Raw genomic sequence first — 26,828 nt, 5'->3', positions numbered from 1 at the left:
CGAACTACAAAAACAACAATTCCGACGATGCACTTTGAGGACTACAACAATGATTATTTACGGTGTGGCGCTGTTGGCGATCTGTACGCTGGCAGGGGTGATCATGGGTGACATGCTCGGCGTGTTGCTGGGTGTGAAATCCAACGTCGGCGGGGTCGGGATCGCGATGATCCTGCTGATTTGCGCGCGGTTGTGGATGCAAAAACGCGGCGGCATGACCAAGGATTGCGAGATGGGCGTCGGCTTCTGGGGCGCCATGTACATTCCGGTGGTGGTTGCCATGGCGGCGCAACAGAACGTGGTCACCGCCCTGCACGGCGGCCCGGTGGCGGTGCTGGCGGCGATCGGTTCGGTGGTGCTCTGCGGCTGCACCATTGCGTTGATCAGCCGGACCCACAAAGGCGAACCCTTGCCCGATGAACCGGTGGACATAACACCGGTCGGCACGCCAGTAGGAGGTCGCTGATATGTGGGAACTCATTGAGAAAGGCCTGGTAAATAACAGTCTGGTCACGGCATTCGCGTTTGTTGGCGTAATCATGTGGGTGTCGGTGATTCTGTCCAAGCGCCTGACTTTCGGGCGGATTCATGGCTCGGCGATTGCCATCGTCATCGGCCTGGTGCTGGCCTGGGTTGGCGGCACCATGACCGGCGGGCAAAAAGGCCTGGCGGATCTGTCACTGTTTTCCGGCATCGGCTTGATGGGCGGCGCCATGTTGCGTGACTTCGCCATCGTTGCCACGGCGTTCGAGGTGCAGGCCACCGAAGCGAAAAAGGCCGGGATGATTGGCGTCATCGCGCTGCTGCTGGGCACGATTCTGCCGTTCATTGTCGGGGCGAGCATTGCCTGGGTGTTCGGTTATCGCGATGCGATCAGCATGACCACCATTGGCGCGGGTGCGGTGACGTACATCGTCGGGCCGGTGACGGGTGCTGCGATTGGGGCCTCATCCGATGTGATGGCGCTGTCGATTGCCACCGGGTTGATCAAGGCGATTCTGGTGATGGTCGGCACGCCGGTGGCGGCGCGCTGGATGGGCCTGGATAACCCGCGCTCGGCGATGGTATTTGGCGGCTTGGCCGGGACTGTCAGCGGTGTGACCGCCGGGTTGGCGGCGACGGATCGGCGGCTGGTGCCGTATGGCGCGCTGACGGCGACGTTCCATACCGGGCTTGGATGCTTGCTTGGGCCTTCGTTGCTGTACTTCGTTGTTCGCGGGATTGTTGGTTAACGGATGACTGCTTCTTGTGGCGAGGGAGCTTGCTCCCGCTGGGCTGCGCAGTAGCCCCAACTTCTACCACCGAGGTGTATCAGGTAAATCCGGTGGCCTGATTTTGCGGGCGCTCAGCACTCGAGCGGGAGCAAGCGCCCTCGCCACAAGGTCTCAAGCCTGGCGATTGGCATACATCCGGCATTCCGCCAACAGCGCCAGCAGATTCGGATCACGCTCCTTGGCCTTGAGAAATACCACGCCAATGTGCTGCTGCAACCGATACTTTTCCTGCAATGGAATCAGCTTCACCCGGTTCTCATACACCGCCGCAATCCGCCCCGGCAGCAACGCATAACCCACCCCCGAGCTGACCATGCTCAGCAGGGTGAAGATGTCGTTGACCTGCATCGCCACCTTCGGCTCGAACCCCGCCTGCTTGAACACTCGAATGCCGTCCTGGTGCGTGGCAAAGCCTTGGGTCAAGGTGATGAACGTTTCGTCGCGCACCTCGGCCAGGTCGACTTCGCTCCGCTGGGCAAAGGGCGAGTCCGCCGGGGTGGCGAGGAAGATGTCATCGGAAAACAGCGGGATCTGCTCGCAGTCCGGGTCGTTGACGCTGTCGTCCAGAGACACCAGGATCGCGTCGACTTCCATGTTCTTGAGCTTGTACAGCAGGTCGATGTTCGAGCCCAGGATCAGGTCGATATTGAGTTCGCTGCGGCGGATTTTCAGGCCCATGATCAGCTGCGGCACAGTCTTCACCGTCAGCGAATACAGCGAGCCGAGCTTGAAGCGTTCGGCGGAGAACCCGGCGGCTTCGCGGGTCAGGCGCACGGTTTCGAGCACGTCCTGAATCAGCTTCTGCGCCCGCTCTTCCAGCACATAAGCGCTTTCCAACGGGGTCAGGTTGCGCCCTTCGTGCTTGAATAGCGGGCAACGCAAGGCGCTTTCCAGGGAGTGGATGGCGCGGTGCACGCTGACGTTGCTGGTCTGCAACTCGACGGCGGCGCGGGCCAGGTTGCCGGTGCGCATGAAGGCCAGGAACACCTCGAGTTTTTTCAGGGTCAACTCTTCATCGATCAACATGGGCCAGACTCTTATTCGTATGTCTCGATTGTGCCCAATTGGCTAACGTTTGGCTCGATGGCTTTCGTAGGGGGGCATTGTGTTCTGAAACATTGCGCTTTTAACCTTGAGGCCTGAGCCTTGCGCGCGGCGGTAATGAACGTAGAGGTGAGCAACACATGTATCACGGGGAAAGATTGAACGCCTGGACGCATTTGGTTGGGGCGGTGGCGGCATTGGTCGGGGGCGTGTGGCTGCTGGTGATCGCCAGTATGGATGGCAGTCCGTGGAAGATCGTCAGTGTGGCGATTTACGCGTTTACCTTGCTGGTGCTCTACAGCGCCTCGACCGTGTACCACAGCGTGCGTGGGCGCAAGAAAGCGATCATGCAGAAGGTCGATCACTTTTCGATCTACTTGCTGATTGCCGGTAGTTACACGCCGTTCTGCCTGGTGACCCTGCGCGGGCCATGGGGCTGGACCTTGTTCGGGATTGTCTGGGGGCTGGCGCTGATCGGTATCCTGCAAGAGATCAAACCGCGCTCGGAAGCACGGATTCTGTCGGTCGTGATTTACGCGGTGATGGGCTGGATCGTGCTGGTGGCGGTCAAGCCGTTACTGGCGGCACTGGGCCCTGTCGGCTTTACCTTGCTGGCGTCGGGCGGGGTGTTGTACACCGTGGGGATTATCTTTTTTGCCCTCGACCATCGTCTGCGCCACGCCCATGGGATCTGGCATCTGTTCGTGATCGCCGGGAGTTTGCTGCACTTTGTGGCGATTTGGTTCTACGTCTTGTGACTGCTTTTGTGGCGAGGGGGCAAGTCCCTCGCCACAAGGCTCTAGAAGTCACCCCAGAGTTGTTGGGCCACCGCCAATGCCACCACCGGCGCGGTTTCGGTGCGCAGTACGCGCGGGCCGAGGCGGGCGGCGTGGAAACCGCCAGCCTTGGCCTGTTCGACTTCGACGTCGGACAAGCCGCCCTCCGGGCCGATCAGGAACGCCAGGCTTGCAGGTTTGGCGTGGCTCACCAGCGGCTCGGCCACCGGATGCAGCACCAGTTTCAATTCGGCCGCGGTCTGCTTCAACCAGTCAGCCAACAGCAATGGCGGATGAATCACCGGCACCCGTGAGCGCCCACACTGCTCGCAGGCGCTGATCGCCACCTGACGCCAGTGCATCAGGCGTTTGTCGGCGCGTTCGTCCTTGAGGCGGACCTCGCAGCGGTCGGTGAAAATCGGGGTGATTTCGGTGACGCCCAGTTCGGTGGCTTTTTGAATCGCCCAGTCCATCCGCTCGCCACGGGACAAACCCTGGCCGAGATGGACCGCCAGCGACGACTCGACCTGACCGGTAAAGCTTTCATCGATTTGCACCACCACGCGCTTCTTGCCGACTTCCACCAGCGTGCCGCGAAACTCATGGCCCGAGCCGTCGAACAGTTGCACCGCATCACCCTCGGCCATGCGCAGCACACGGCCGATGTAATGCGCCTGGGCTTCGGGCAACTCGTGTTCGCCGGTGCTCAAAGGGGCGTCGATAAAGAAGCGGGACAGTCTCATCTTGGGTCTCTACGGTAAGTTCGGATCGAGTTGCTTTTGTGGCGAGGGAGCTTGCTCCCGTTCGAGCGCGAAGCGGTCGCAAGGTTTACCTGACACTCCTCAGTGTCAGGTTTTTGGGGCTGCTACGCAGCCCAGCGGGAGCAAGCTCCCTCGCCACAGGGTTACTACTCAGTGGCAGCTAGCCCGGATCGCGATAGCCCGGATGAAAGTCCTTCGGTACCGCCACGCTGACGCTGTCACGGGTGGCGATGTCGATGCCTTCGCTGGCCACTTCGGCCAGAAAATCGATCTGCTCCGGGGTAATCACGTAAGGCGGCAGGAAATACACCACGCTGCCCAACGGCCTCAGTAAAGCACCTCGTTGCAGTGCATGCTGGAACACGGTCAAACCGCGACGTTCCTGCCACGGGTAAGCGGTCTTGCTGGCCTTGTCCTTGACCATCTCGATCGCCAGCACCATGCCGGTCTGGCGCACTTCAGAGACGTTCGGGTGATCGACCAGATGCGCGGTGGAAGAGGCCATGCGCTGGGCCAGGGCCTTGTTGTTCTCGATGACGTTGTCTTCTTCGAAGATATCCAGCGTCGCCAATGCCGCCGCGCAGGCCAGCGGATTGCCGGTATAGCTGTGGGAATGCAGGAAGGCGCGCAGGGTCGGGTAGTCGTCGTAGAACGCGCTGTAGACCTCATCGGTGGTCAGGCAGGCCGCCAACGGCAGGTAACCGCCAGTCAGGGCCTTGGACAGGCAGAGGAAGTCCGGGCGGATACCAGCCTGTTCGCAGGCGAACATCGTGCCGGTACGACCGAAGCCGACGGCGATTTCATCGTGGATCAGGTGCACGCCATAACGATCACAGGCGTCGCGCAGCAGCTTGAGGTACACCGGGTGATACATGCGCATGCCGCCGGCGCCCTGAATCAGCGGCTCCAGAATCACGGCGGCCACGGTATCGTGGTTGTCGGCCAGGGTCTGCTCCATGGCGGCGAACATGTTGCGTGAGTGTTCTTCCCAGCTCATGCCCTCGGGGCGCAGGTAGCAATCGGGGCTCGGCACCTTGATGGTGTCCATCAGCAGGGCTTTGTAGGTTTCGGTAAACAGCGGCACGTCGCCCACTGCCATCGCCGCCATGGTCTCGCCGTGGTAGCCGTTGGTGAGGGTGACGAAGCGTTTCTTGTTCGGCTGGCCGCGGTTGAGCCAGTAGTGAAAGCTCATTTTCAGCGCGACTTCGATGCACGATGAACCGTTATCGGCGTAGAAACACCGGGTCAGGCCTTCGGGCGTCATCTTCACCAGACGCTCGGACAGCTCGATCACCGGCTGATGGCTGAAACCGGCGAGGATCACGTGTTCCAGCTGATCGACCTGATCCTTGATGCGCTGGTTGATCCGCGGGTTGGCGTGGCCGAACACATTGACCCACCAGGAGCTGACGGCGTCGAGGTAGCGTTTGCCTTCGAAGTCTTCCAGCCATACGCCTTCACCGCGCTTGATCGGGATCAGCGGCAGCTGTTCGTGGTCTTTCATCTGGGTGCAGGGATGCCATAACACGGCGAGATCGCGTTCCATCCACTGTTTATTCAGGCCCATTTTCTGTCTCCTCGAGGCTACCCGTGACGTAGGCGGGTAAACAATCGCGCAAGCCTATGCAATGCGCGTCGCGGGGACAACCCATTGTGTCGATTGAGCTACTTTGTATAGGACGATAGACGTCGCTGGCGGCGTTTTGATGGCTGACGTATTCTTCGCGGCTCTTTGAGTCGTCTGACTCGTAAAACCGCTATTTCCTCGTGTATTTCCGGAGTTCTCTGAATGTCTGCTGGTTGGCTGCGCGCCTGTGCGCTGGTGATGTTAGGACTGTTCAGCGTTTCGGCGCTGGCCAAGGATAAAACAGCGATCGTGGTCGGCGGCGGGCTTTCGGGCCTCACCGCGGCGTACGAACTGCAGAGCAAAGGCTGGCAGGTCACCCTGCTGGAAGCCAAACCGACCCTGGGCGGTCGTTCCGGCATGGCTACCAGCGAGTGGATCGGCAACGACAAGACCCAACCGGTTTTGAACAAGTACATCTCGACGTTCAAGCTGAGCACCACGCCAGCCCCCGAGTTCGTGCGGACCCCGGGTTACCTGATCGACGGTGAATACTTCAGCGCCGCCGATCTGGCGACTAAACAGCCGGCCACCAGCGACGCGCTGAAACGCTACGAAAAAACCCTGGATGACCTGGCGCGCTCGATCGAAGACCCGCAAAACCCGGCCGCCAACAGCACGCTGTTCGCCCTGGACCAGATCAACGTGGCCAACTGGCTCGATCGCCTGAATCTGCCAGCCACTGCGCGTCAGTTGGTGAATCAGGAGATTCGTACCCGTTACGACGAACCTTCGCGCCTGTCGCTGCTGTATTTTGCCCAACAAAGCCGCGTCTACCGTGGCATTGCTGACCGTGATCTGCGCGCCTCGCGCCTGCCCGGCGGCAGTCCGGTGTTGGCCCAGGCCTTCGTCAAGCAACTGAAAACCATCAAGACCAGTTCCCCGGTTTCGTCCATTACCCAGGACAAGGATGGCGTGAGTGTCAAGGTCGGCAGCGTTGGCTATCAGGCGGACTACGTCGTGCTGGCCGTGCCGTTGCGCGCACTGAGCAAGATCCAGATGACTCCGGCGCTGGACGCCCAGCACATGGGCGCCATCAAGGGCACCAACTACGGCTGGCGTGACCAGATCATGCTGAAGTTCAAGACGCCAGTGTGGGAAAGCAAGGCGCGCATGTCTGGCGAGATCTACAGCAACGCCGGTCTGGGCATGTTGTGGATCGAGCCGGCCTTGAAGGGCGGCGCCAACGTGGTGATCAACATTTCCGGCGACAACGCGCGGGTGATGCAGGCCTTTGGCGACAAGCAAATGGCCGATCAGGTGCTGATTCGTCTGCACGCCTTTTATCCACAGGCACGCGGTTCGTTCACCGGTTATGAAATCCGCCGCTACAGCACCGACCCATCGATGGGCGGCGCTTACCTGGCCTTCGGTCCGGGGCAGATCAGCAAATACTGGCGCCTGTGGGAGCGTCCGCTGCAACGTGTAGCCTTTGCCGGCGAACACACTGACACCTTGTACCCAGGCACCCTGGAAGGCGCCTTGCGCACCGGTCAGCGTGCAGCCAGTCAGCTGGAAGACCTGGCAGCGGGCAAATCGTTTGAACCGGCGAAAGTTGTGCCGGCAGCGACCGCTGCGGCGGCAGGCGCGGTAGTGGCGAAGAAAGGCAATTTCTTCAGCAACATGTTCGGTGGTTCGTCCGATAAAGCGGCCGACAAGGCAGAACCTGCGAAGGTTGAAGCGAAAGCTGAAGAGACCAAGCCTGGCTTCTTCTCGCGGATGTTTGGTGGTGGCTCCGACAAGGCTCCGGCCAAGGCGCCAGAACCCGTGGCCCCCGTTGCTCCGGCACCCGCGCCAGTTGCTGCGCCGGCCCCGGCACCTGCACCGGTTGAGGCACCGAAGCCAGTGGTGCCGGCGCAAGCCGAGCCGGTGAAGAAAGCACCGGCCAAAGCGCCAGTGAAAAAGCCTGCTGCCAAAACCGAGGCCAAAAAGGCTCCGGCCAAGGCAACGGCGAAAAAGGCTGAACCAGTGAAGAAACCAGTGGTGAGTACCGCTGCGAAGGCCCCGGTGGCGACTGAAACCAAGACACAGTAAGTCTTGGGATCAAAAAAAAGCGCGGCAGTGATGCCGCGCTTTTTTTATGTCTTTGCCCCCTCGTAGAGGTCGGCTGATGCTTTGGTACTAAGGCAGATCGACGATATGGACTTCGTCGCCTTGGTAGTCGCTGATATAGGCACAGTTATGATGATCAAGAACCATATGATGCGGGTCGATAGCCCCAGGGATGGGAAACCTGCGAACAATCTTATGGGTGGCGGTATTCACTTCCACGACCTCTTTTTCGGTGTGATCAACGGCGTAAGCGTTCTTTTTGCTAAACACTATTTCCCCTTCGCAAGCCACAAAATCGAAATGCCGGGTGGTCAGTGACCGGGTGTCCAACACGGTCAGTCTTCGAGCGTCCAGACCCACGATATACACTTTTCTACCGTCGGGACTGACAGTAACGGCTGACGGATATTTTTCGGTTTTGATGATGTTGATGACTTCGAACGTCTTGCTGCTGATGACCGTGAGCGCGTCCTGAAAAGGGCGACCAGGGGAATCGGTACTGGAAATATAGAGACGCGAATCGTCCTGGCTGATGTCCACACTTATGGACGGTGAAGGTAACCCTCGGACTCTGCTCACCACATAAGTGCGAGCGTCAATTATCGCCAGCCACTCTTTATCCTGCCGTACGGTGACGTAAACATGCCTCCCGTCCCGGCTCGCGACGACTCCCCAAGGGTGTCTACCCACCGTGATGTTACCCACCGCGTATGTTTCGGTATCAATAACCGAAACCGAACTTGAACCGTAGTTGGTCACGTAAGCTCTTTTCCCCTCATGGCCAAGGGCAATGCTTCGGGGATACTGCTCCACGGCGATGGTGCGGATTACCTTTTTGTTCCGGGTGTCGATGACGGACACATTGTCCGACATGTAATTGCAAACAAATACACGTGATCCATCGTTGCTGATGGCCATCCCTCGCGGTCCTTCCCCTACGGGTATTGAATTGGATTGACTGCGTGTTATCACGGGGGATGAACTCGAATTGTGACTCATGGTAGAACTCCTGTTCAGACACTTGGACTGACGTCCAAGTTCAAGTTCATCAATGACCTGCAATGAAAGCCACTGTTAAATGTGACAGTTCTGACGAGTGGTATCGGCTCATAAATGAATATAAGGAGGGTGCGTGAAGGTTTTTTCCTTCGGTTAACACTCTCTTAACCTCCCGGCCCCAAGGTCTTGATCGTATTTCTCGATATTTCAGAGCGAAATTTTCCGCTTTAAATCGATAGATAACTCGATAGTCTTGGGCGCAGTTCTTACAGGATTTGGGCAATGCAGCTACGTAACTCTTCTTCCCGCTACGGTTGGGTCAGCATCTTTATGCACTGGGGTGTGGCGTTGGCCGTCTTCGGCCTGTTTGCGTTGGGGTTGTGGATGGTCGGTCTCGATTACTACAGCACCTGGCGTAAAGACGCGCCGGATCTGCACAAGAGCATTGGTCTGGTGTTATTTGCCGTGATGTTGCTGCGGGTAGTGTGGCGCTTCATCAGCCCACCGCCGCCGCTCTTGCCAAGCTATAGCCGCATGACCCGCCTTGGCGCCAAGTTCGGCCATTCGTTCCTTTATCTCAGTCTGTTCGCTGTGATGATCGCCGGTTACCTGATTTCCACCGCAGACGGTGTCGGGATTCCGGTGTTTGGCCTGTTTGAAATTCCTGCACTGGTTTCCGGACTACCGGACCAGGCAGACACCGCGGGTGTGATTCATTTGTACCTGGCCTGGCTGCTGGTAATTTTTTCCGGTTTCCATGCGTTGGCTGCATTGAAGCACCACTTTATCGATCGTGATGCGACCCTGACGCGAATGCTGGGGCGCAAAGCCTGATGTTCTACCTCGACTCCAAAGGAATAGAAAGCATGTTGAAAAAGACGCTCGCCGCTCTGGCAATCGGTTCTGCTCTGCTGTCGGCTAACGTGATGGCGGCCGACTATGTGGTCGACAAAGAAGGCCAGCACGCCTTTGTTGACTTCAAGATCAGCCACTTGGGCTACAGCTACATCATCGGTACCTTCAAGGATATCGACGGCAAGTTCAGCTTCGACGCTGCCAAGCCTGAAGACAGCAAGATCGAGTTCAATGTGCGCACCGCCAGCGTGTTCACCAACCACGCCGAACGCGACAAGCACATCGCCAGCGGTGACTTCCTGAACGTGGGCAAATTCGCCGACGCCAAGTTCGTCTCCACCAGCGTCAAACCTACCGGCAAAAACGCCGCCGGCAAAGACACTGCCGACGTGACCGGCAACCTGACCCTGCTGGGCGTGACCAAGCCAATCGTGGTCAAAGCCACGTTCCTGGGTGAAGGCAAGGATCCATGGGGCGGCTACCGTGCCGGCTTCGAAGGCACCACCAGCATCAAGCGTTCCGATTTCGGCAAGCAGAAAGACCTGGGCCCAGCGTCCGACGCGGTCGATCTGTACGTGACGTTTGAAGGTGTCAAAGCGAAATAATCTTCGCACCTGACACAAAAACGCCCCCGATCTCACGATCGCGGGCGTTTTTTATGGTCGGAGAAAATCTGCAGGGATGTTCTCAACTGAAATGAAAATGCCCCGATCGCAAGATCAGGGCATTTTTTATAACGGTGCTAACTCAGCGGTTGCGGGTCAGCAATGCTGGTTTTTCGCCGCGCGGACGGCCTGGCAGTTGATCCAGTTGCTCAGGGGTCGGGAAGCGATCGCTTTTCGATTCCTTGTGAATGATCTTCGGTGCCGGGCTCCGCGGGTTCTGCACGGCCGGTTCCGAACGAGACTGGTCGTCACGGGCCGGACGGCGGTTGCGGGACTCTTCGCGACGGGCCTGGCCGTCACGTGGAGCGCCGTTGCGTGGGCCACTGCGCTTGGCCGGTGGGGTGCCGGTGGTTGCGCCGCTGCTGTTGCGCGGACCGTTCTGGCGACCTTGTGGCTGACCGGCGCGCGGAGCGCCAGCGCCTTGTGCCGGTGCGCCCGGACGGCGGCCACGGCCCTGAGCCGGTTTGGCTTGAGGCACGTAGTCGACGCGGTTACCGAAGTTATCGATATCGTCGTCCAGGAACTCGTCCGGAGCACGGTCGGCGGCAGCGCGAGGGGCCGGGCGCTGTTGCTCGCGGGCCGGAGTGCCTTCGCGTGGCTTGTGTTCACGGGCCGGGCGCTCGCCACGGCCAGCGGCAGGCTTTTCCTTGCCGCCCTTGTCCTTGCCTTTGTCTTTACGACCGCCACCACCACCGCTGCCGTTCGGGCCGTCGCCGCGTGGGCCACGTGGGGCGCGTGGGTTACGCACATCCGGACGCTCGCGGACTTCCGGTTTCTCGGCTTCCACAGCGCTGGAGTCGAAGCCCATCAGGTCGCCGTCGGCGATTTTCTGCTTGGTCATGCGCTCGATGCTTTTCAGCAGTTTTTCTTCGTCCGGAGCGACCAGCGAGATCGCCTCGCCCGAACGACCGGCACGGCCGGTACGACCGATACGGTGCACGTAATCTTCGTCGACGTTTGGTAGTTCGAAGTTGACCACATGAGGCAACTGGTCGATGTCGAGGCCACGAGCAGCGATGTCGGTGGCGACCAGGATGCGCACTTCACCGGCCTTGAAGTCGGCCAGGGCCTTGGTGCGGGCGTTCTGGCTCTTGTTGCCGTGGATCGCGACGGCGGTGAGGCCGTGTTTGTCCAGGTACTCGGCCAGGCGGTTGGCGCCGTGCTTGGTGCGAGTGAATACCAGCACCTGTTCCCAGGCGCCGGCAGTAATCAGGTGCGCCAGCAACGAACGCTTGTGGCTGGCGGCCAGACGGAATACGCGTTGTTCGATCCGCTCGACCGTGGTGTTCGGTGGCGTGACTTCGATGCGTTCCGGGTTGTGCAGCAGCTTGCCGGCGAGGTCGGTGATGTCTTTGGAGAACGTCGCCGAGAACAACAGGTTCTGCCGTTTGGCCGGGAGCCGGGCGAGGACCTTTTTCACGTCATGGACAAAGCCCATGTCGAGCATGCGGTCGGCTTCGTCCAGCACCAGGATTTCCACGTGGGACAAATCGACACTGCCTTGGCCGGCGAGGTCGAGCAGGCGACCTGGGCAGGCCACCAGCACGTCGACACCACGGGACATGGCTTGAACCTGCGGGTTCATGCCGACGCCACCGAAGATGCAGGCGCTGACGAACTTCAGGTCACGGGCATAGACCTTGAAGCTCTCGTGCACCTGAGCCGCGAGTTCGCGGGTTGGGGTCAGGACCAGTACGCGTGGTTGACGCGGGCCGTGACGCTGGGATTTGTCCGGGTGACCGTTGGGAAACAACCGCTCCAGAATCGGAAGGGCGAAGCCACCGGTTTTACCAGTACCTGTCTGAGCCGCAACCATCAGGTCGCGACCTTGCAACACGGCGGGAATGGCCCGCTGTTGCACCGGAGTAGGCTCGGTATAGCCCGCTGCCTCGATGGCGCGGACTAAAGCCTCGGAGAGACCGAGGGAAGCAAAGGACATGAGTAATCCTGTTTTAGTTAGGGCTTGGCCCAATGGGAGTCTTGCCTGGCGCGAATGGCGTTTAAGAGGACGCAATCCCGTCCGGTCCTGCTGGGCCTCGAAGGCTCGTCTGGAGCGCTCGCGCGGGCTGAAAAGCTGCGCTGTAGCGGGATCGAGATGCCTTGAACAAGTCCGAGCGTCCGGGCGTGAGCCTGGCGGGAAGGCCGGAGTATAACAGAGCAATCACTGTGCGCCGCTTTCCTGCTGCTCAACGGTTTTTTCGCCGGTTGCGGTGGCGTTGGTGGCCCGGGCTTCGCTAGCCGGACCGGCACCATAGCGGGCGCTCAGTTCGGCATAGGCCGGTTCGCGCTTGAAGCGCTTGAGCTCGGCGCCGAAACGCTGCACCAACAAATCCATCCCGGCATTGCGGCGCACCGCCAGATACTGGCTTTGCTGGCTGATGACAGTCGGGTTCTCGGTGATCTTGTCGCGGATGTCCAGTTGATCGAGCAAGTGCTGGCCGACCCGGCGATCGGTGATCAACAGGTCGATCCGCCCGCGCACCAGTTTGCCGAAGTTGGCTTCATGGGTAGGCGCCGGTTCCCGGGTAAACAACGTCGATTCGCTGAAATCCTTGCTGTACAGGTAGCCCGGCGAGGTGCCGATGGTCAGGCCTTTCAGGTCGTCCAGGGTGCGAAACGGGAACGGCCGTTCATTGGCGTAGAACATCACGAATTCGACTTGCGAGAGCGGTTCGCTGGGGTAGAGCAGGGTCGCTTCGCGTTCATCGCTGTGGAAAATATCCAGCACACCGTCCGCCTGGCCTTGCTCAAGCATCGACAGGCAGCGCTTCCACGGCAGGAACTGCCATTCCACGTCAATCCCGAGGCGTTTGAAGACGATGGCCGTGGTTTCGTAGTCGAGCCCGAGGTTCTTGCCACCTTCTTCATAGACGTAAGGCGCCCAGGGTTCGGTGACAATACGCAGCTTCTCGCCGCGAGCGGTGAAGCTCAGGCAAGTGAATAGAAGCACGGTCAGTAACTGGGTGATCAGGGGCATGGCTTGAGATTACGACGAGAAATCATAAAGAGCCAGAAACCGGATCCAGAAGCTCTGGATCGGGCATTAAAAGCAAAAGATCGCAGCCTTCGGCGGCGCCTGCAGAGGTACATATTCCCCTGGAGGCGCTGCCAAAGACTGCGATCTCTTGATTTGCGTTAACGGCTATTAGCGCGGCAACTTCAGGTTATTCCATACCGCCAGGCTCGGTTCAGCCTGGTTCAGTGTGTAGAAGTGCAGCCCCGGTGCGCCACCTTGCAACAGGCGTTCGCACATCTCGGTGATGACTTGCTCACCAAAGCTTTGAATGCTCTGGGTGTCGTCGCCGTAGGCTTCCAGTTGCTTGCGGATCCAGCGCGGGATTTCCGCACCGCAAGCGTCGGAGAAGCGCGCCAGCTTGCTGTAGTTGGTAATCGGCATGATCCCCGGCACGATCGGGATGTTCACACCCTTCGCCTGTACACGCTCGACGAAGTAGAAATAACTGTCGGCGTTGAAGAAGTACTGGGTGATCGCACTGTTGGCACCGGCGTTGGCCTTGCGCACGAAGTTGTTGAGATCGTCTTCGAAATTGCGCGCTTGCGGATGCATTTCCGGGTAAGCGGCGATTTCGATGTGGAAATGATCGCCAGTCTCTTCACGAATGAATTCAACCAGGTCATTGGCGTGACGCAACTCGCCGCTGGCCATGCCCATGCCCGAGGGCAGGTCACCGCGAAGCGCGACGATTCGCTGGATGCCGGCTGCCTTGTACTGGGTCAGCAGGCCGCGCAGATCGTTCTTGCTGTCACCCACGCAAGACAGATGCGGAGCGGCTGGGACTTTGACTTCACTTTCCAGCTGCAGCACGGTGTTGAGGGTGCGATCACGAGTCGAACCGCCAGCGCCGTAGGTGCAGGAGAAGAAGTCGGGATTGTAGGTCGCCAGCTGACGGGCAGTGGCGATCAGTTTTTCATGCCCAGCATCGGTCTTCGTCGGGAAGAATTCGAAGCTGTAGCGACGTTCTTGGGACATGGTCATATCCTTGGAAACACGTAAGCCTTGTAGGCGCCGTGCTTCCTGTAGGAGCGAAGCTTGCTCGCGAAGCAGGCGCCGCGGTCTTTCAGCAGCACCGCGGTGAAGCGTTCGCGAGCAAGCTTCGCTCCTACAGGAAGCGTGGTTCCTGCATAAGTCCGCTCCCATGGGGAGCGGACTGCTGGACCGATCAGTAGCGGTAAGCGTGCGGCTTGAACGGGCCTTCGACGGTAACGCCGATGTAGTCAGCCTGTTGCTTGGTCAGTTGAGTGACCACGCCGCCGAAACCGCGGACCATTTCCAGGGCCACTTCTTCGTCGAGTTTCTTCGGCAGTACTTCAACGGTCAGGCGCTCGGCTTTCTGGGCTGGCGACAGGTCGGCGTACTTCTGGCCGAACAGGAAGATCTGCGCCAGAACCTGGTTGGCGAACGAACCGTCCATGATGCGGCTTGGGTGACCAGTGGCGTTACCCAGGTTAACCAGACGGCCTTCGGCCAGCAGGATCAGGTAGTCGTCGTTCTGAGCGTCGAAAGCGCCTGGACCGGTGCGGTGAACCTTGTGAACCTGCGGCTTCACTTCTTCCCATGCCCAGTTCTTGCGCATGAAAGCGGTGTCGATTTCGTTGTCGAAGTGACCGATGTTGCAGACCACAGCGCGTTTCTTCAGGGCTTTGAGCATGTTTGCGTCGCAAACATTGACGTTGCCGGTGGTGGTCACGATCAGGTCGATCTTGCCCAGCAGCGCTTTGTCGATACTCGCTTCGGTACCGTTGTTGATACCGTCGATGAACGGCGAAACCAGTTCGAAACCGTCCATGCAGGCTTGCATGGCGCAGATCGGGTCGACTTCGGAGACTTTAACGATCATGCCTTCCTGACGCAGGGACTGGGCCGAGCCCTTGCCCACGTCGCCGTAACCGATGACCAGCGCTTGCTTGCCGGACAGCAGGTGGTCGGTGCCGCGCTTGATCGCGTCGTTCAGGCTGTGACGGCAGCCGTACTTGTTGTCGTTCTTGCTCTTGGTCACCGAGTCGTTGACGTTGATGGCCGGGATTTTCAGCTCGCCCTTGGCCAGCATGTCCAGCAGACGGTGAACGCCGGTGGTGGTTTCTTCGGTGACGCCGTGGACGCGGTCCAGTACTTGTGGGTACTTCTTGTGCAGCAGCTCGGTCAGGTCGCCGCCGTCGTCGAGGATCATGTTGGCATCCCAAGGCTGGCCATCCTTGAGGATGGTTTGCTCCAGGCACCACTCGTACTCTTCTTCAGTCTCGCCTTTCCAGGCGAACACCGGGATGCCGGCAGCGGCGATGGAAGCGGCGGCCTGATCCTGAGTCGAGAAAATGTTGCAGGACGACCAGCGTACTTCGGCACCCAGGGCAACCAGGGTTTCGATCAGCACGGCAGTCTGAATGGTCATGTGGATGCAGCCGAGAATCTTCGCGCCCTTGAGCGGTTGCTCGACGGAGTACTTGCGGCGCAGACCCATCAGGGCCGGCATTTCGGATTCGGCGATGATGGTTTCGCGACGGCCCCAGGCAGCCAGGGACATGTCGGCAACTTTGTAATCGTTAAAATCTGCAGGCGTGATAACAGCGCTCATGAAGAGCCTCCATTCGTAATGTATGCGAATGGGCGCCGTTGTGCGTTTAGTGTCTGGCCGTGGCCAGTCAACGCCCCATCCGAGCCTGACAGGTTGAACCTGCTGCAGCGCCCCTCGGACAGGTGGCGGGAAAACGGTATCAATCAAACATGACCGTTTTGAAACGGGGGCGATTATAGCGGGCTATGCTGATCTTCCAAAGCGTTTCTGTTGGTCAATGTCCGAACGGTAATCGAGACCATAGTCGATGCTTGATAGAGCTCTAGTCCGGGCTCTGCCATGATGGCCGGCATCAATCGGCAAGACGGTCAGGAGTGAGTATGAATTTCCACACCCGCAAATGGGTAAAACCCGAAGACCTCAACCCCAACGGCACGCTGTTCGGCGGCAGCCTGCTGCGCTGGATCGACGAAGAAGCGGCGATCTACGCCATCGTCCAGTTGGGTAATCAGCGCGTGGTCACCAAGTACATTTCCGAAATCAACTTCGTCAGCGCCTCGCGTCAGGGCGACATCATCGAGCTGGGCATCACCGCCACCGAGTTCGGTCGCACCTCGATCACGCTGACCTGCGAAGTGCGCAACAAGATCACTCGCAAGAGCATTTTGACGGTAGAGAAGATGGTGTTCGTGAACCTGGGCGAAGACGGCCTGCCCATGCCGCACGGCCGGACCGAGATCAGGTACGTCAAAGACCAGTTCAAGGATGATGACATTGGCGAATAGTTGCCGCTCTGTGGCGAGGGAGCTTGCTCCCGTTGGGCCGGGCTGGCGCTCCAGCGCGAAGCGGCCCTGAAATCTGTCATTGGGTTCTTTCAGGCAGGCTTCACGTCAGCTTACGACTGCTTCGCAGCCGAGCGGGAGCAAGCTCCCTCGCCACAGGGTTTGCTGCGTTTCCCCCGGGTAGTGAACAGCTCCGAACCCCGCGTGTCGTACGTAAACGACACGCCACCGGTTCAGGAGCAGCCTTATGGACACGCCCAAAGACGGCAAGACCCCGGACCTCTCGGCACAGGAACAGCGCGAGGTCGACAAGAACCAGCCCCCGCGGGCGGCGGTGCTGCACGAAATCATTCGCACCCAAGGCGATCAGGAGCTCGAGCGCAGCGTTGCGGCGCTGTGGTGGTCGGCGCTGGCTGCCGGCCTGACCATGGGCCTGTCGCTGATGGGCATGGGACTGCTCAACTCGCGCCTGCCGGACGGCGAAGGCTACAAGGTGATCGCCAGCTTCGGTTATTGCGCCGGTTTTCTAGCGGTGATTCTCGCCCGTCAGCAACTCTTCACCGAAAACACCCTGACCGCCGTGCTGCCGATCATGAGCAAGCCAACGTTGGGTAATGTCGGTCGGTTGCTGCGGCTGTGGACGGTGGTGCTGGTGGGCAACCTCTGCGGCACCTTGCTGGTGGCATATGTGATGCTGCACCTGCCGATATTCGACAGCAAGACCGATCTGGCCTTCCTTGAGATCGGGCGCAAGGTCATGGAGAACGATGCCGGCAAGATGCTCGCCAAAGGCATCATCTCCGGCTGGATGATCGCCACCATGGTCTGGATGATCCCGTCCATGGAAAGCGCCAAGATGTGGATCATCATCCTCATCACCTATTTCATGGCGCTGGGCGATTTCACCCACATCGTGGTCGGATCGGTCGAGGTTTCTTACCTGGTGTTTGCCGGCGAGTTGCCGTGGAAGGATTTCTGGTGGGTGTTCGCAGGTCCCACGCTGGTGGGGAACATTATTGGCGGCAGTTTTATCTTCGCGCTGATCAGTCACGCGCAGATTCGCAGTGAAAGCGGGCCGCCGAAGACCTCTGCGGAGCGGGCTCAGGAATCCGAACCGCAGAAGATCAAAAAATGATCAATGTCAGCCAGAGACGTTGATTGCGGCAGCACTGCGACGTTGCAGGTAGATGAAGAACAGCGCCGTCAGCAGCGTGAATACGCTGACCAGTGCGCCGGTCCACGGCAAGTCCGCCAGGTCCGCGCCACTGGCCACCACCAGTCCGCCAATCCAAGCCCCGGCGGCGTTGCCGAGATTGAATGCGCTTTGATTCAACGTCGACCCGAGGTTTGGCGCCTCATGGGCCTGATCGATAATCAGCAATTGCAGGATCGGGCACAGCGCGAAGGCGAAGATGCCCCACAACACCAGCGTGATCGCCGCCGGTATCACTGAATGGCTGGTTTGGCTGAAGGCGGCCAGCACGATGGCCGCGGCCAATGTCATCCCCACCAGCGAAGGCAGCAAACGACTGTCCGCCAATCGGCCGCCGAGCATGCTGCCCCCGGTCAAGCCGACCCCGAACAACAGCAACATGATGGTTACGCCATGCGGACTGACGCCGGTGATATCCTGCAGGATCGGCGCAATGTAAGTGAACACGCTGAACAGGCTGGTGGACGCCAGCACGCTCATGCCCAGCGCCAGCAGCACATTGACCTTGCCCAGCACTTTGAATTCGCTGGCCAGGTTGGCTTTGTCCATGGGGATTTCCTTGGGCAGCCAGACCCACTGCGCAATGGCTGCAATCACGCCAATCACCGACACTGCCCAGAAGGTCGAGCGCCAGCCGGCGTATTGCCCCAGAGCAGTGCCCAATGGCACGCCCAGCACGTTGGCCAAGGTCAGGCCGGTGAACATTATGGCAATTGCCTGGGCTCGTTTGTTCGGTGCCACCAGACTGGCAGCGACCACTGAGCCGATGCCGAAAAACGCGCCATGGCACAGCGCGGTGATCACTCGTGCGGCCATCAAGGTGGCGTAGTTCGGCGCCAGGGCGCAGAGGATGTTGCCGAGAATGAACATCAGCGTCATGCCCAGCAGTGTGGCTTTGCGCGGCATGTTGGCGGTGCCGACCGCGAGAATCGGCGCACCGAACACCACGCCCAGGGCATAACCGGTGATGAGCAGGCCAGCATGAGGAATGCTCACGGCGAGGTCGCGGGCGACATCGGGCAGCAAGCCCATGATGACGAACTCAGTGGTGCCGATGCCGAAAGCGGCAACGGCCAGTGCAAGCAAGGCGAGTGGCATGCGCAAGGTCTCTGTCGGTAGTCTTGACGCTTTGATCAGGCATACGCAGGCCGACGACCGTTCTCGATGAGAGCGGGCAGAGGCAGGAGTTATTGGAATTAGTCTGTGCGCAACTGAGTGCGGCGTGGTCGCTTGCAGTATAAACAGCTGCGGACATATGGCGAATCAAATCTCTGTCCCGCGATGTAGGGGCAATACAAGGAGTGTGCCGTGCTTGCGACAATTCTGGTGTTGGTGGCGGCGCTGTTGCACGCGGCGTGGAATACCCTGATCAAGTTCAGCGCGGAGCGGCTGTTGGTGGTGGCCTGCATGGACAGCGTGGCGTTGCTGTTTGTCGCGCTGATGCTACCCTTCGTGGCGCTGCCGCCACTGGATATGTGGCCGTGGATTCTTGCGTCGGCGGCATTCGAGTTGCTCTATCGCTACCTGTTGATCCAGGCCTATCGGGTCGGCGATCTCGGCCTGGTCTATCCGTTGATGCGTGGCCTGTCACCGTTGGTGGTGCTGGCGCTGACGCTGATCTTCGCCGGTGAAGTGCTGACGGCTCAGCAGATCTTCGGGATTTTGCTCATCCCGTTCGGCATGGTGTGCCTGCTCTGGCAGGGCGGTGGCGGGGTGCGCCTGCCGTGGTCGATGCTGCCGGTGGTGGCGCTGATCGGGTTGTGCATCGGTTGCTACACCTTCATCGATGGCCAGGCCTTGCGGCGCTGGTCCCATCCGCTGGACTACCTGGTTTGGGTCACAGTGCTCAGTGCCTGGTCGTTCCCATTGCTGGCGCTGGTGCGCAAACGCCCGGCGTTCATGCTGTTCTGGCGTGAGCAGTGGCGGTTGGGGTTGGCGGTCGGGTTCTGTGTATTGTTCAGCTACGCTCTGGTGCTGTGGGCCATGCAGCTCGGATCGATTGCCGAGGCAGCGGCGCTGCGCGAGATCAGCGTGATTCTGGTGGTGCTGTTCGGCATGCGCTACCTCAAAGAACCTTTTGGCAGGCCACGGCTCTTAGCCTGTGGACTGGTATTGATCGGCATGTTGGTGATGAAGTTTTAGTCGCCGCTGATGGAATTCGATTCTCTACAACTTGAAGAAGGGACTGCGTTATGACGGTTGCTCTGTGGTGCATTTTGATTGCGATCTGCTTGCCTTATCTGTGCACAGGCGTCGCCAAGTTCAGCAATGGCAAGTTCGGGCTGAAACAGAATCACGACCCAAGGGCGTTTCTGGATTCGCTCGAAGGCGTGGCCAGGCGTGCGCATTCGGCGCAGTTGAACAGCTTCGAAGTGACCCCGGCGTTTGCCGCGGCGGTGATCGTGGCGCATCTGGCCGGCAATGCCGAACTGGTGACGATCAATGTGCTATCGGTGCTGTTCATCACCAGTCGGCTGCTGTACATCATTTGCTATCTGGCGGACTGGGCGATTCTGCGGTCGCTGGTGTGGGCCATTGGCATGGGGCTGATTGTCAGTTTCTTTGTGGTGTCTGTTTAACGGCAAGATCAAAGGATCGCAGGCTGCGCCATTCCCAGCAGGGATCGATGTTCATTCGCGATATTGCGACGAACGCTCTCGATGTTGAAGCTGGCGCAGCCTGCGATCTTTTGCTTCTAAAGTTTGTCAGCCACCTGCGGCACCTGAGGCAACGCCGCCCCTTTAGGCCAGAGCATCCAGATCTGCCCCTGCTGTTTCATGTCGCCGGCCAATTGCCCGGCGGCTTCGCCCGTGCCCCAGAACAGGTCTGCGCGGACCTCGCCGGCAATCGCGCCGCCGGTATCTTGAGCGGCCACCGGACGCACCAGTGCGCTGCCGTCCGGTCGCGTCGTCGACAACCACAACAGGCTACCGAGCGGAATCACCTTGCGATCCACTGCCGCGCTATAACCTGCGGTCAATGGCACATTCAGCGAACCGCGCGGCCCTTCGTTGCTGTCCGGGTTGCGATTGAAGAACACGTAGCTGGGGTTGCTGCCGAGCAGTTCGGGAATGCGCGTCGGATTGGCCTTGGCCCAGTTATCGATGGCGCTCATGGTTACCTCTTCTTTCTTCAGCTCGCCCTGATCCACCAGCCAGCGGCCGATAGGTCGATAGGGGTGGCCGTTCTGGTCGGCATAACCAATGCGCAATTGACGGCCATCATCGAGCTGGATGCGCCCCGAACCCTGGATTTGCAGGAACTGCAGGTTCATCGGGTCGGTCAGCCAGGCAATCACTGGCGCCTTCACGCCATTGGTTTCAATGGTTGCCGCATCGTCATAAGGCTTGAGCACGCGACCTTCTAGTCGTCCGCGCAGGCGTTTGCCTTTGAGTTCCGGGTAAATGCTGTCCAGCGAGACGATGATCATGTCCTCGGGCACGCCGTACACCGGGATGTTCGCTTGCTTGGTCTGGGTCAGGCTGCCGGGATACACCGGTTCGTAGTAACCGGTGATCAGGCCGTTGGGGTTGTCATTGGCGGCGCGCAAGCCGTAAACATCGAGGTTTTGCTTGAGGAAGCCGCGGATTTCGCTGGCGGTTGGCTGAACATTGGCGGAAGCGGCGCAGGTGCCACCCCAGACCGGGTCGGCCTTGAGTCGGCTGCAGGCGCTGCGCCACGAGCCAAAACCGGCGACGAGGTCATTGTCGGACACCGCTGGAAGGGCTTCCCAGGTAGCGCTGGAGTAGGTCGCCAGTGCGTGGGTTTTCGGTTTGCTACTGTCGCCACCGGTGCAGCCAGCAAGTATGGCCACCATCGGAAGGGTCCAGGCCAGGTTGTGACGCCACGCCTTGAAACGGCTGTTCATGGAGTAATTCCTTTGCCGGTTGCCTGAGTGCTCCATGCGCTCAAACAACCCGTATTGATAATAGGGCTATTGGTCTTTGCCGGTGACGCGAGGATACTGGCTGCCGTTTCCAGTGATCTGAAGCCACCATGACTCTTAAAAGACTCTCTGTTGTATTGCTGGCCTGCCTGACCTTGTCCGCCTGCGGCGGTGTCGACCCGAACTCGCCTCTGGGCCAGCGCAAGGCGATCTTCAAGCAAATGCTCAAGACCGGCGAAGACCTGGGTGGCATGTTGCGTGGGCGTATTCCGTTCGATGGCCCGAAATTCGCCGACGGTGCCGTGAAGCTCGATGCGTTGTCCCATGAGCCGTGGAAACATTTCCCGCAGGTGCGCGAAGAAGATCACACCAGCGCCAAGGACGATGTCTGGCAGAAGCAGGCACGCTTCCAGGAAATGGCTCGCACCCTTGAAGGCGCCACCGGTGAACTGGTGATCGCCAGCCAGGTTCAACCCTACAAGGCCAGCAATCTGGGGCCGGCAGTACAGAAAGTCGAAGACGCCTGTAGTGCCTGCCATAAAGAGTTTCGGGATCATTGAGGCGGCGTGTTCAAACCGGATTACTTATCCAGCTCGTCGAGCGCGTCCTGTAAATCCTTGCGCGATTGAGCCAGTTTGTCTTTGCGCTTGTTGATCTTCTCGGCGTCGCCTTTTTTCATCGCCTTGTCGAGGTCGGCCTGACGCCGGCTGACTTCGTGCTTGGCGTCGAGCACCTTGTTTTCCCGTTCCTTCTTCAAGGAAGCGTCGGTGCAATGGGCGGTGACCTCGCTCAGGGCGGTTTCCAGGCCAGCCTGTTGATCGGCGTTGCCGTGAGACTTGGCCAGTTCAATCTGGTTGATGATGCCTTGTTTTTTTGCGGCGCAGCCGGTCAGGCCCGGGGCGTCTTCGTCGGCCATTAATGGAGCGGCCATCACGCTGCACAGGGTCAACAAGGCGAGCGGTGAAAGAAGTTTCATAAAGGCTCCAGGTGAAAAAATCGATGTAGCGATGGGCTGTTTGAGCGCATCGGTACCTATGGGTTCCCAGGCTGACGGGCGTCGCCGGCTGCTAAAAACCGTCAATCCCGGCAACACGTAATGTCTCGCTCAAGGCCAGGACCTGCGGGTCGCGGAAAAATGCGCTCAGTTGCGCCGCGCGTCCCGGGCCGATGCCGGTTTCGGCCTGCCATTGTTCGGTGTTTCGTTGCGCCAGCACCTGCCATGAATCGGCGAGCTGTGCCTGGCCGGTCGGCGGCAAGCCCAGGGCTTTGAGCCAGCGAGCGAACGGTCGTTGCCGGGCGCTGTTGAAACTGTTCAAAAGACGAGCACTGCTGCGTTCGCCGAAGCCGTCAATGTTAGCAAGCTCTTGCTCATCGAGGGTCAACCAATCGAGCAGGTTGTCGAGACGTTCGGCCTTGAGCAGTTTCTCCCAGGTGCCCGGCCCGACATGCGGCAAGGCCAGCCCCTGTTTGCCGCTGAGCCAGGCCAGCCGTGCGAGAAACTGGCTTTCGCATCCGGGTGTCGGCTGCCAGCAACTCAACGGATGAAAATCTGCTGCCAGCGGTGCGTTCAATTCAGGACGTTCGGTGCTGCGCAATACCACACCGTCGAGCCTGGGGATGGTCAGCCCGGCCAGGCTGATGGCGACCTGATCGCCGGGACGAATGTCCAGCGCTTCCCAGCGCTGCAGGGAGCTGACGCTGACACGCTTGATCTGCCGGTCATCGAGCATCACCGGTGCCAGATCCAGCACCGGTGTGATCCGGCCGGTCCGTCCAATCTTGAAGTGGACCTTGCGCACCTCGGCCAACGCCTGGGCGAAGGGGTACTTCCAGGCGACACTCCAGAAAGGCGTTTTCGCCTGCCAGCGCTCGGCGGGTGGGCGCTGGTTCTGTCGTAAAACGACGCCGTCGCTGGCAAAGGGCAGGGGCGAGCGATACCAGTAATCGCGCCAGCGTTCGGCATCGGCGAATGCCTCGATCGGCTGGCTGTAGGGCGCGGTGCTCGGGAATCCCAGCTCATCCAGAGCCGCCACGCGGGCGGGCAGGCTTTTCGGGCCTTGTGGCCAGTCCCAGACGAACACGCCGATACCGGCGGCTTGCTCGGGGTTCAGCGTCTTGCGTGCCATTAACCCGGCCACCGTGGCGCGGGCATTGAGGCTGCCGGCCTCGGCTTGCACGTGTTCGGTCAGGCGCCAATAGAGTTCGCCTTGCAACAGCAGGTCGAGCGGTTGTGGAAGTTTTTGAGGGATGGCGGCGATCTGGCGCGCTGAGGCAGTCCAGTCGTGGCCGGTTATCCCGTCACCACGACTGATCGCCTGGTGCAGCCAGCCGTTGCGATAGATCAGCGTCACAGCCACACCGTCGACCTTGGGTTGAATCCAGACCTCATCCCGATTTTTCAGCCAGGCTTCGACGGCGCGCCCATCGCGCAGTTTTTCCAGGCCGGTGTGGGCGATGGGGTGAGCAATCGTGCCACCGGCAGTGCGCAACGGTTCGGCTGAAGGGCCGGAGTCAAAACACTCGCGCCATTCGCTTAGTCGTATGCGGGATTGATCATAGAGTTCATCGGCGACCAAAGAGCGTCCTTCGCGATGATAGCTGTCGTCCCAGAGGTCGATTCGCTTTTGCAGTGCGTTGATTTCGTCCAGAGCGCGGGCCGGCGGCCAATCGGGGCAGTCGGCGGCATTGGCGGTCAGGCAGGTGAGGGTCAGCAGGAAACCGAAAAACAGGCGCAGGTTGGGCAGCATCGAGAGCGTCCTTGCTCGTTGGGATGCTTTCAAGGCTAGTCAGGTTTCGAGTGTGGAGTGCAGAGGTGTAATTCTGCGTGTTTCGAGGTGGGATCTTCTTCATGAAAAAGCCCCGCACGGCGAACCGTGCGGGGCTTTTTGTACAACCGGAGAAGTCTTACAGGCCGGCAGCAGAACGCAGAGCGTCGGCGCGGTCGGTTTTTTCCCAGGTGAACGTGGTGAACGTATCGTCGCCCACGGTTTTGGTTTCCGGGGTGCGACCGAAGTGGCCGTACGCAGCGGTGTCCTGGTACATCGGGTGCAGCAGGTCGAGCATGGTGGTGATCGCGTATGGACGCAGGTCGAACACTTCGCGGACCAGTTTGACGATCTTGTCGTCGCTGATCTTGCCGGTGCCGAAGGTGTTCAACGAAATCGAAGTCGGTTGAGCGACGCCGATTGCGTAGGAAACCTGAATCTCGCAACGCTCGGCCAGGCCGGCAGCCACGATGTTCTTGGCCACATAACGACCGGCGTAGGCCGCCGAACGGTCAACCTTCGATGGATCTTTACCGGAGAACGCGCCGCCGCCGTGACGGGCCATGCCGCCGTAGCTGTCAACGATGATCTTGCGACCGGTCAGGCCGCAGTCGCCCACCGGGCCGCCGATGATGAACTGGCCAGTCGGGTTGATGTGGAACTGGGTGTCCTTGGACAGCAGTTCGGCAGGCAGCACGTGCTTGACGATCAGTTCCATCACGCCTTCGCGCAGGTCTTTGTAGGACACTTCCGGGTTGTGCTGGGTCGACAGTACAACGGCGTCGATACCGACAACCTTGCCGTTTTCGTAGCGGCAGGTCACTTGCGACTTGGCGTCTGGACGCAACCAAGGCAGCAGGCCGGACTTGCGGGCTTCGGCCTGGCGCTGAACCAGTTGGTGCGAGAAGGTGATCGGTGCTGGCATCAGCACGTCGGTTTCGTTGCTGGCATAGCCGAACATCAGGCCCTGGTCGCCGGCGCCCTGGTCTTCAGGCTTGGCACGGTCAACACCCTGGTTGATGTCGGGGGACTGCTTGCCGATGATGTTCATCACGCCGCAGGTCGCGCCGTCGAAGCCGACATTGGAGCTGTTGTAGCCGATGTCGAGAATCACGTTACGGACGATGTCTTCCAGATCGACCCAGGCCGACGTGGTGACTTCACCTGCGATGATTGCCACGCCGGTTTTCACCAGAGTCTCGCACGCCACGCGGGCGAACTTGTCTTCAGCAATGATGGCGTCCAGCACCGCATCGGAAATCTGGTCGGCGATTTTGTCCGGATGCCCTTCAGACACGGACTCGGAGGTGAAGAGGGAGTATTCGCTCATCTCGATTTTTTCCTGAATTTACCGATGGTGAGTGTCGCCAGCCGGTCGCTGAAAATGGCGGACCTGTATCTGGAAACCATTACGTAAGCCTACATAGAGGCTTTCCCCGGGAACGAGTCCCGCAGCGGTGGCCCAACGGGCCAGATCGTCCTGTTCAAACCCCAACCAGAGATCACCGCAGGCCTCCCTGGCCCAACTCTGGTTGTGGCTACATAACTCTGTCACTAACAGGCTACCGCCTGGTTGCAGCAAACCGGCCATGTGCTTGAGCGCTTCGGCCGGCGCGGCAAAATGGTGCAGCACCATGTTCAATACAACGCAGTCGGCCTGAAGGTTTACACCGTTCAATGCATCGGCCAATTGCAGGCTGACGTTAGCCAGCGTTTCACGTTCGCAGACCTGGCGGGCCAGTTCGAGCATCGCCGGGCTGTTGTCCAGCGCCGTGACCTGAGTGAAGCGACGCGCCAGCTCCGGCAGAAAGGCACCATCGCCGGGGCCTACTTCGATGGCCGTGGCGCCGGGGCCGAAACTCAGCTTGTCGAGCAGGGCCACCACGCTTTCGCGGTATTGCGGCAGGCCGGCGATCAAGTCTTGCTGGGCGCGAAACTTCTCCGCGACCCGCGAGAAAAAGTCCTGGCTGGCCGCCTCACGTTGCCCGTGGACCTGACCGATCCGCGCCTGGACGTCAGTCGGCAGGGTCAGGTTATCCACTTCTTCGAGCAGCGCGGCATGCAGCTTGCCGCCCAACAGGTCGGTGTGGGGCAGGGCGCGACGGTAGAAAATCGCATTGCCTTCACGGCGGGTCGCCACCAGTTCGGCCTGGGCCAATACCTTGAGGTGATGACTCATGCCGGACTGACCGATGCCGAAGATCTGCGCCAGTTCCAGTACGCCGAACGAATCGTTGGCCAGCGCGCGCAATACATTCAGCCGCAGAGGATCGCCGCCGGCCTTGCACAGGGCCGCCAGCTCATCGCAATCGTCATGTTGAATGGAAGGCACGCGCAGATTCATAAGGCCAGCAGTCTAGTGACGGTAAGAAAACACCGCAAGAGCAATATCAAAAAGTTTTGATATTGGTCGATAGATGGCACTTCTTAACGTTAGTTTCAGTCCACAAACCAACAGCGGAAAGGTTTCATCAGTCGAATACGCCGTTATCCATTGGAAAAACGCCTTCGGATGACTATCTGTCATTGCCCCGAGGCGGGTCGGTGAGGGAAAATGCTCGCCTTTTTTCCGTTTCGTTTTATTCACTCTCGATTCAATAT

General features: G+C 59.7%; 25 protein-coding genes and 1 riboswitch. Of the genes, 11 read left to right on the top strand and 14 right to left on the bottom strand.

Features of this window, described 5'->3' with window-relative positions:
• Window positions 1-49: 49 nt before the first annotated feature.
• Together madL and madM are read left to right on the top strand one after the other, a co-directional pair.
• Window positions 50-466, top strand: coding sequence for a malonate transporter subunit MadL (madL, locus tag PGR6_RS26700; RefSeq protein WP_018928727.1), 417 nt, complete (start codon window positions 50-52; stop codon window positions 464-466).
• Between the two features lies 1 nt (window position 467).
• Window positions 468-1,232 (top strand): malonate transporter subunit MadM, encoded by a 765-nt coding sequence (gene madM, locus PGR6_RS26695; RefSeq protein ID WP_018928728.1) that lies wholly within the window; start codon window positions 468-470, stop codon window positions 1,230-1,232.
• A 153-nt stretch (window positions 1,233-1,385) separates the two neighbouring features.
• Here the strand turns inward: madM and PGR6_RS26690 are convergent, their stop codons facing one another.
• Window positions 1,386-2,300 (bottom strand): LysR family transcriptional regulator, encoded by a 915-nt coding sequence (locus tag PGR6_RS26690; RefSeq protein ID WP_019580637.1) that lies wholly within the window; start codon window positions 2,298-2,300, stop codon window positions 1,386-1,388.
• A 158-nt stretch (window positions 2,301-2,458) separates the two neighbouring features.
• Here PGR6_RS26690 and trhA point away from each other — a divergent pair, with 158 nt between their 5' ends.
• Window positions 2,459-3,076, top strand: coding sequence for a PAQR family membrane homeostasis protein TrhA (gene trhA, locus PGR6_RS26685; RefSeq protein ID WP_018928730.1), 618 nt, complete (start codon window positions 2,459-2,461; stop codon window positions 3,074-3,076).
• Between the two features lie 41 nt (window positions 3,077-3,117).
• Here the strand turns inward: trhA and PGR6_RS26680 are convergent, their stop codons facing one another.
• Complete coding sequence (locus PGR6_RS26680) at window positions 3,118-3,837, bottom strand: 16S rRNA (uracil(1498)-N(3))-methyltransferase (RefSeq protein WP_064620925.1); 720 nt, start codon at window positions 3,835-3,837, stop codon at window positions 3,118-3,120.
• A gap of 178 nt (window positions 3,838-4,015) precedes the next feature.
• Window positions 4,016-5,422 (bottom strand): adenosylmethionine--8-amino-7-oxononanoate transaminase, encoded by a 1,407-nt coding sequence (locus tag PGR6_RS26675; protein WP_064620922.1) that lies wholly within the window; start codon window positions 5,420-5,422, stop codon window positions 4,016-4,018.
• A 222-nt stretch (window positions 5,423-5,644) separates the two neighbouring features.
• Between PGR6_RS26675 and PGR6_RS26670 the strand changes: the two genes are divergently transcribed.
• Window positions 5,645-7,513, top strand: coding sequence for a flavin monoamine oxidase family protein (locus PGR6_RS26670; RefSeq protein WP_064620920.1), 1,869 nt, complete (start codon window positions 5,645-5,647; stop codon window positions 7,511-7,513).
• A gap of 87 nt (window positions 7,514-7,600) precedes the next feature.
• On the opposite strand, the gene PGR6_RS26665 is transcribed toward PGR6_RS26670, so the two are convergent.
• Window positions 7,601-8,530: a YncE family protein gene (locus PGR6_RS26665; RefSeq protein ID WP_111452965.1), complete on the bottom strand. Its 930-nt coding sequence runs from the start codon at window positions 8,528-8,530 to the stop codon at window positions 7,601-7,603.
• A gap of 282 nt (window positions 8,531-8,812) precedes the next feature.
• Here PGR6_RS26665 and PGR6_RS26660 point away from each other — a divergent pair, with 282 nt between their 5' ends.
• Together PGR6_RS26660 and PGR6_RS26655 are read left to right on the top strand one after the other, a co-directional pair.
• Window positions 8,813-9,364: a cytochrome b gene (locus tag PGR6_RS26660; RefSeq protein WP_018928735.1), complete on the top strand. Its 552-nt coding sequence runs from the start codon at window positions 8,813-8,815 to the stop codon at window positions 9,362-9,364.
• Window positions 9,365-9,396: 32 nt separating this feature from the next.
• A complete protein-coding gene (locus tag PGR6_RS26655) occupies window positions 9,397-9,990 on the top strand; it encodes a YceI family protein (RefSeq protein WP_018928736.1) in 594 nt (197 codons plus the stop codon).
• Between the two features lie 142 nt (window positions 9,991-10,132).
• On the opposite strand, the gene PGR6_RS26650 is transcribed toward PGR6_RS26655, so the two are convergent.
• From PGR6_RS26650 to ahcY, 4 genes are all read right to left on the bottom strand, one after another.
• On the bottom strand, window positions 10,133-11,989 hold the full coding sequence (locus PGR6_RS26650) for a DEAD/DEAH box helicase (RefSeq protein WP_018928737.1): 1,857 nt from the start codon (window positions 11,987-11,989) through the stop codon (window positions 10,133-10,135).
• A gap of 222 nt (window positions 11,990-12,211) precedes the next feature.
• Complete coding sequence (locus tag PGR6_RS26645; RefSeq protein WP_064620917.1) at window positions 12,212-13,027, bottom strand: substrate-binding periplasmic protein; 816 nt, start codon at window positions 13,025-13,027, stop codon at window positions 12,212-12,214.
• A gap of 168 nt (window positions 13,028-13,195) precedes the next feature.
• On the bottom strand, window positions 13,196-14,041 hold the full coding sequence (gene metF / locus PGR6_RS26640) for a methylenetetrahydrofolate reductase [NAD(P)H] (RefSeq protein ID WP_018928739.1): 846 nt from the start codon (window positions 14,039-14,041) through the stop codon (window positions 13,196-13,198).
• Between the two features lie 190 nt (window positions 14,042-14,231).
• Entirely contained in the window at window positions 14,232-15,641 is a 1,410-nt protein-coding gene (ahcY, locus tag PGR6_RS26635; protein WP_018928740.1) for an adenosylhomocysteinase, read from the bottom strand.
• 23 nt (window positions 15,642-15,664) lie between these two features.
• Window positions 15,665-15,763: riboswitch (S-adenosyl-L-homocysteine riboswitch) on the bottom strand.
• Between the two features lie 198 nt (window positions 15,764-15,961).
• On the opposite strand from ahcY, the gene PGR6_RS26630 reads away from it, so the two are divergent.
• Together PGR6_RS26630 and PGR6_RS26625 are read left to right on the top strand one after the other, a co-directional pair.
• A complete protein-coding gene (locus PGR6_RS26630; protein WP_064620913.1) occupies window positions 15,962-16,366 on the top strand; it encodes an acyl-CoA thioesterase in 405 nt (134 codons plus the stop codon).
• Between the two features lie 244 nt (window positions 16,367-16,610).
• Entirely contained in the window at window positions 16,611-17,498 is an 888-nt protein-coding gene (locus tag PGR6_RS26625) for a formate/nitrite transporter family protein (protein ID WP_064620910.1), read from the top strand.
• Between the two features lie 6 nt (window positions 17,499-17,504).
• On the opposite strand, the gene PGR6_RS26620 is transcribed toward PGR6_RS26625, so the two are convergent.
• The gene (locus PGR6_RS26620) at window positions 17,505-18,674 is read right to left on the bottom strand and encodes an MFS transporter (protein WP_064620907.1); all 1,170 of its coding nucleotides are present in this window, start codon (window positions 18,672-18,674) and stop codon (window positions 17,505-17,507) included.
• A 210-nt stretch (window positions 18,675-18,884) separates the two neighbouring features.
• Here PGR6_RS26620 and PGR6_RS26615 point away from each other — a divergent pair, with 210 nt between their 5' ends.
• Together PGR6_RS26615 and PGR6_RS26610 are read left to right on the top strand one after the other, a co-directional pair.
• A complete protein-coding gene (locus tag PGR6_RS26615; protein ID WP_019580646.1) occupies window positions 18,885-19,718 on the top strand; it encodes an EamA family transporter in 834 nt (277 codons plus the stop codon).
• A 50-nt stretch (window positions 19,719-19,768) separates the two neighbouring features.
• Window positions 19,769-20,155 carry an MAPEG family protein gene (locus PGR6_RS26610; protein WP_018928745.1) on the top strand — a complete coding sequence of 129 codons (387 nt, stop codon included), beginning with the start codon at window positions 19,769-19,771 and terminating at the stop codon, window positions 20,153-20,155.
• Window positions 20,156-20,271: 116 nt separating this feature from the next.
• Here the strand turns inward: PGR6_RS26610 and mltA are convergent, their stop codons facing one another.
• Window positions 20,272-21,444, bottom strand: a complete 1,173-nt coding sequence (gene mltA, locus PGR6_RS26605) for a murein transglycosylase A (RefSeq protein WP_064620904.1) — start codon at window positions 21,442-21,444, stop codon at window positions 20,272-20,274.
• Window positions 21,445-21,572: 128 nt separating this feature from the next.
• Between mltA and PGR6_RS26600 the strand changes: the two genes are divergently transcribed.
• Entirely contained in the window at window positions 21,573-22,022 is a 450-nt protein-coding gene (locus PGR6_RS26600) for a c-type cytochrome (protein ID WP_026286618.1), read from the top strand.
• Window positions 22,023-22,042: 20 nt separating this feature from the next.
• On the opposite strand, the gene PGR6_RS26595 is transcribed toward PGR6_RS26600, so the two are convergent.
• From PGR6_RS26595 to PGR6_RS26580, 4 genes are all read right to left on the bottom strand, one after another.
• Window positions 22,043-22,438, bottom strand: coding sequence for a DUF1090 domain-containing protein (locus tag PGR6_RS26595; RefSeq protein WP_018928748.1), 396 nt, complete (start codon window positions 22,436-22,438; stop codon window positions 22,043-22,045).
• Window positions 22,439-22,529: 91 nt separating this feature from the next.
• Window positions 22,530-24,209 carry an NAD-dependent DNA ligase LigB gene (gene ligB / locus PGR6_RS26590; RefSeq protein ID WP_018928749.1) on the bottom strand — a complete coding sequence of 560 codons (1,680 nt, stop codon included), beginning with the start codon at window positions 24,207-24,209 and terminating at the stop codon, window positions 22,530-22,532.
• A 157-nt stretch (window positions 24,210-24,366) separates the two neighbouring features.
• Window positions 24,367-25,557 carry a methionine adenosyltransferase gene (metK, locus tag PGR6_RS26585; protein WP_007937912.1) on the bottom strand — a complete coding sequence of 397 codons (1,191 nt, stop codon included), beginning with the start codon at window positions 25,555-25,557 and terminating at the stop codon, window positions 24,367-24,369.
• An 18-nt stretch (window positions 25,558-25,575) separates the two neighbouring features.
• A complete protein-coding gene (locus PGR6_RS26580; protein ID WP_064620901.1) occupies window positions 25,576-26,571 on the bottom strand; it encodes an ArsR/SmtB family transcription factor in 996 nt (331 codons plus the stop codon).
• Between the last annotated feature and the right edge of the window lie 257 nt (window positions 26,572-26,828).

It is taken from the genome of Pseudomonas sp. GR 6-02, assembly GCF_001655615.1.
GTDB lineage: Bacteria > Pseudomonadota > Gammaproteobacteria > Pseudomonadales > Pseudomonadaceae > Aquipseudomonas.
Note: the sequence above shows the minus strand (reverse complement) of the source record. Positions and strands in the feature narration are given on the sequence as shown.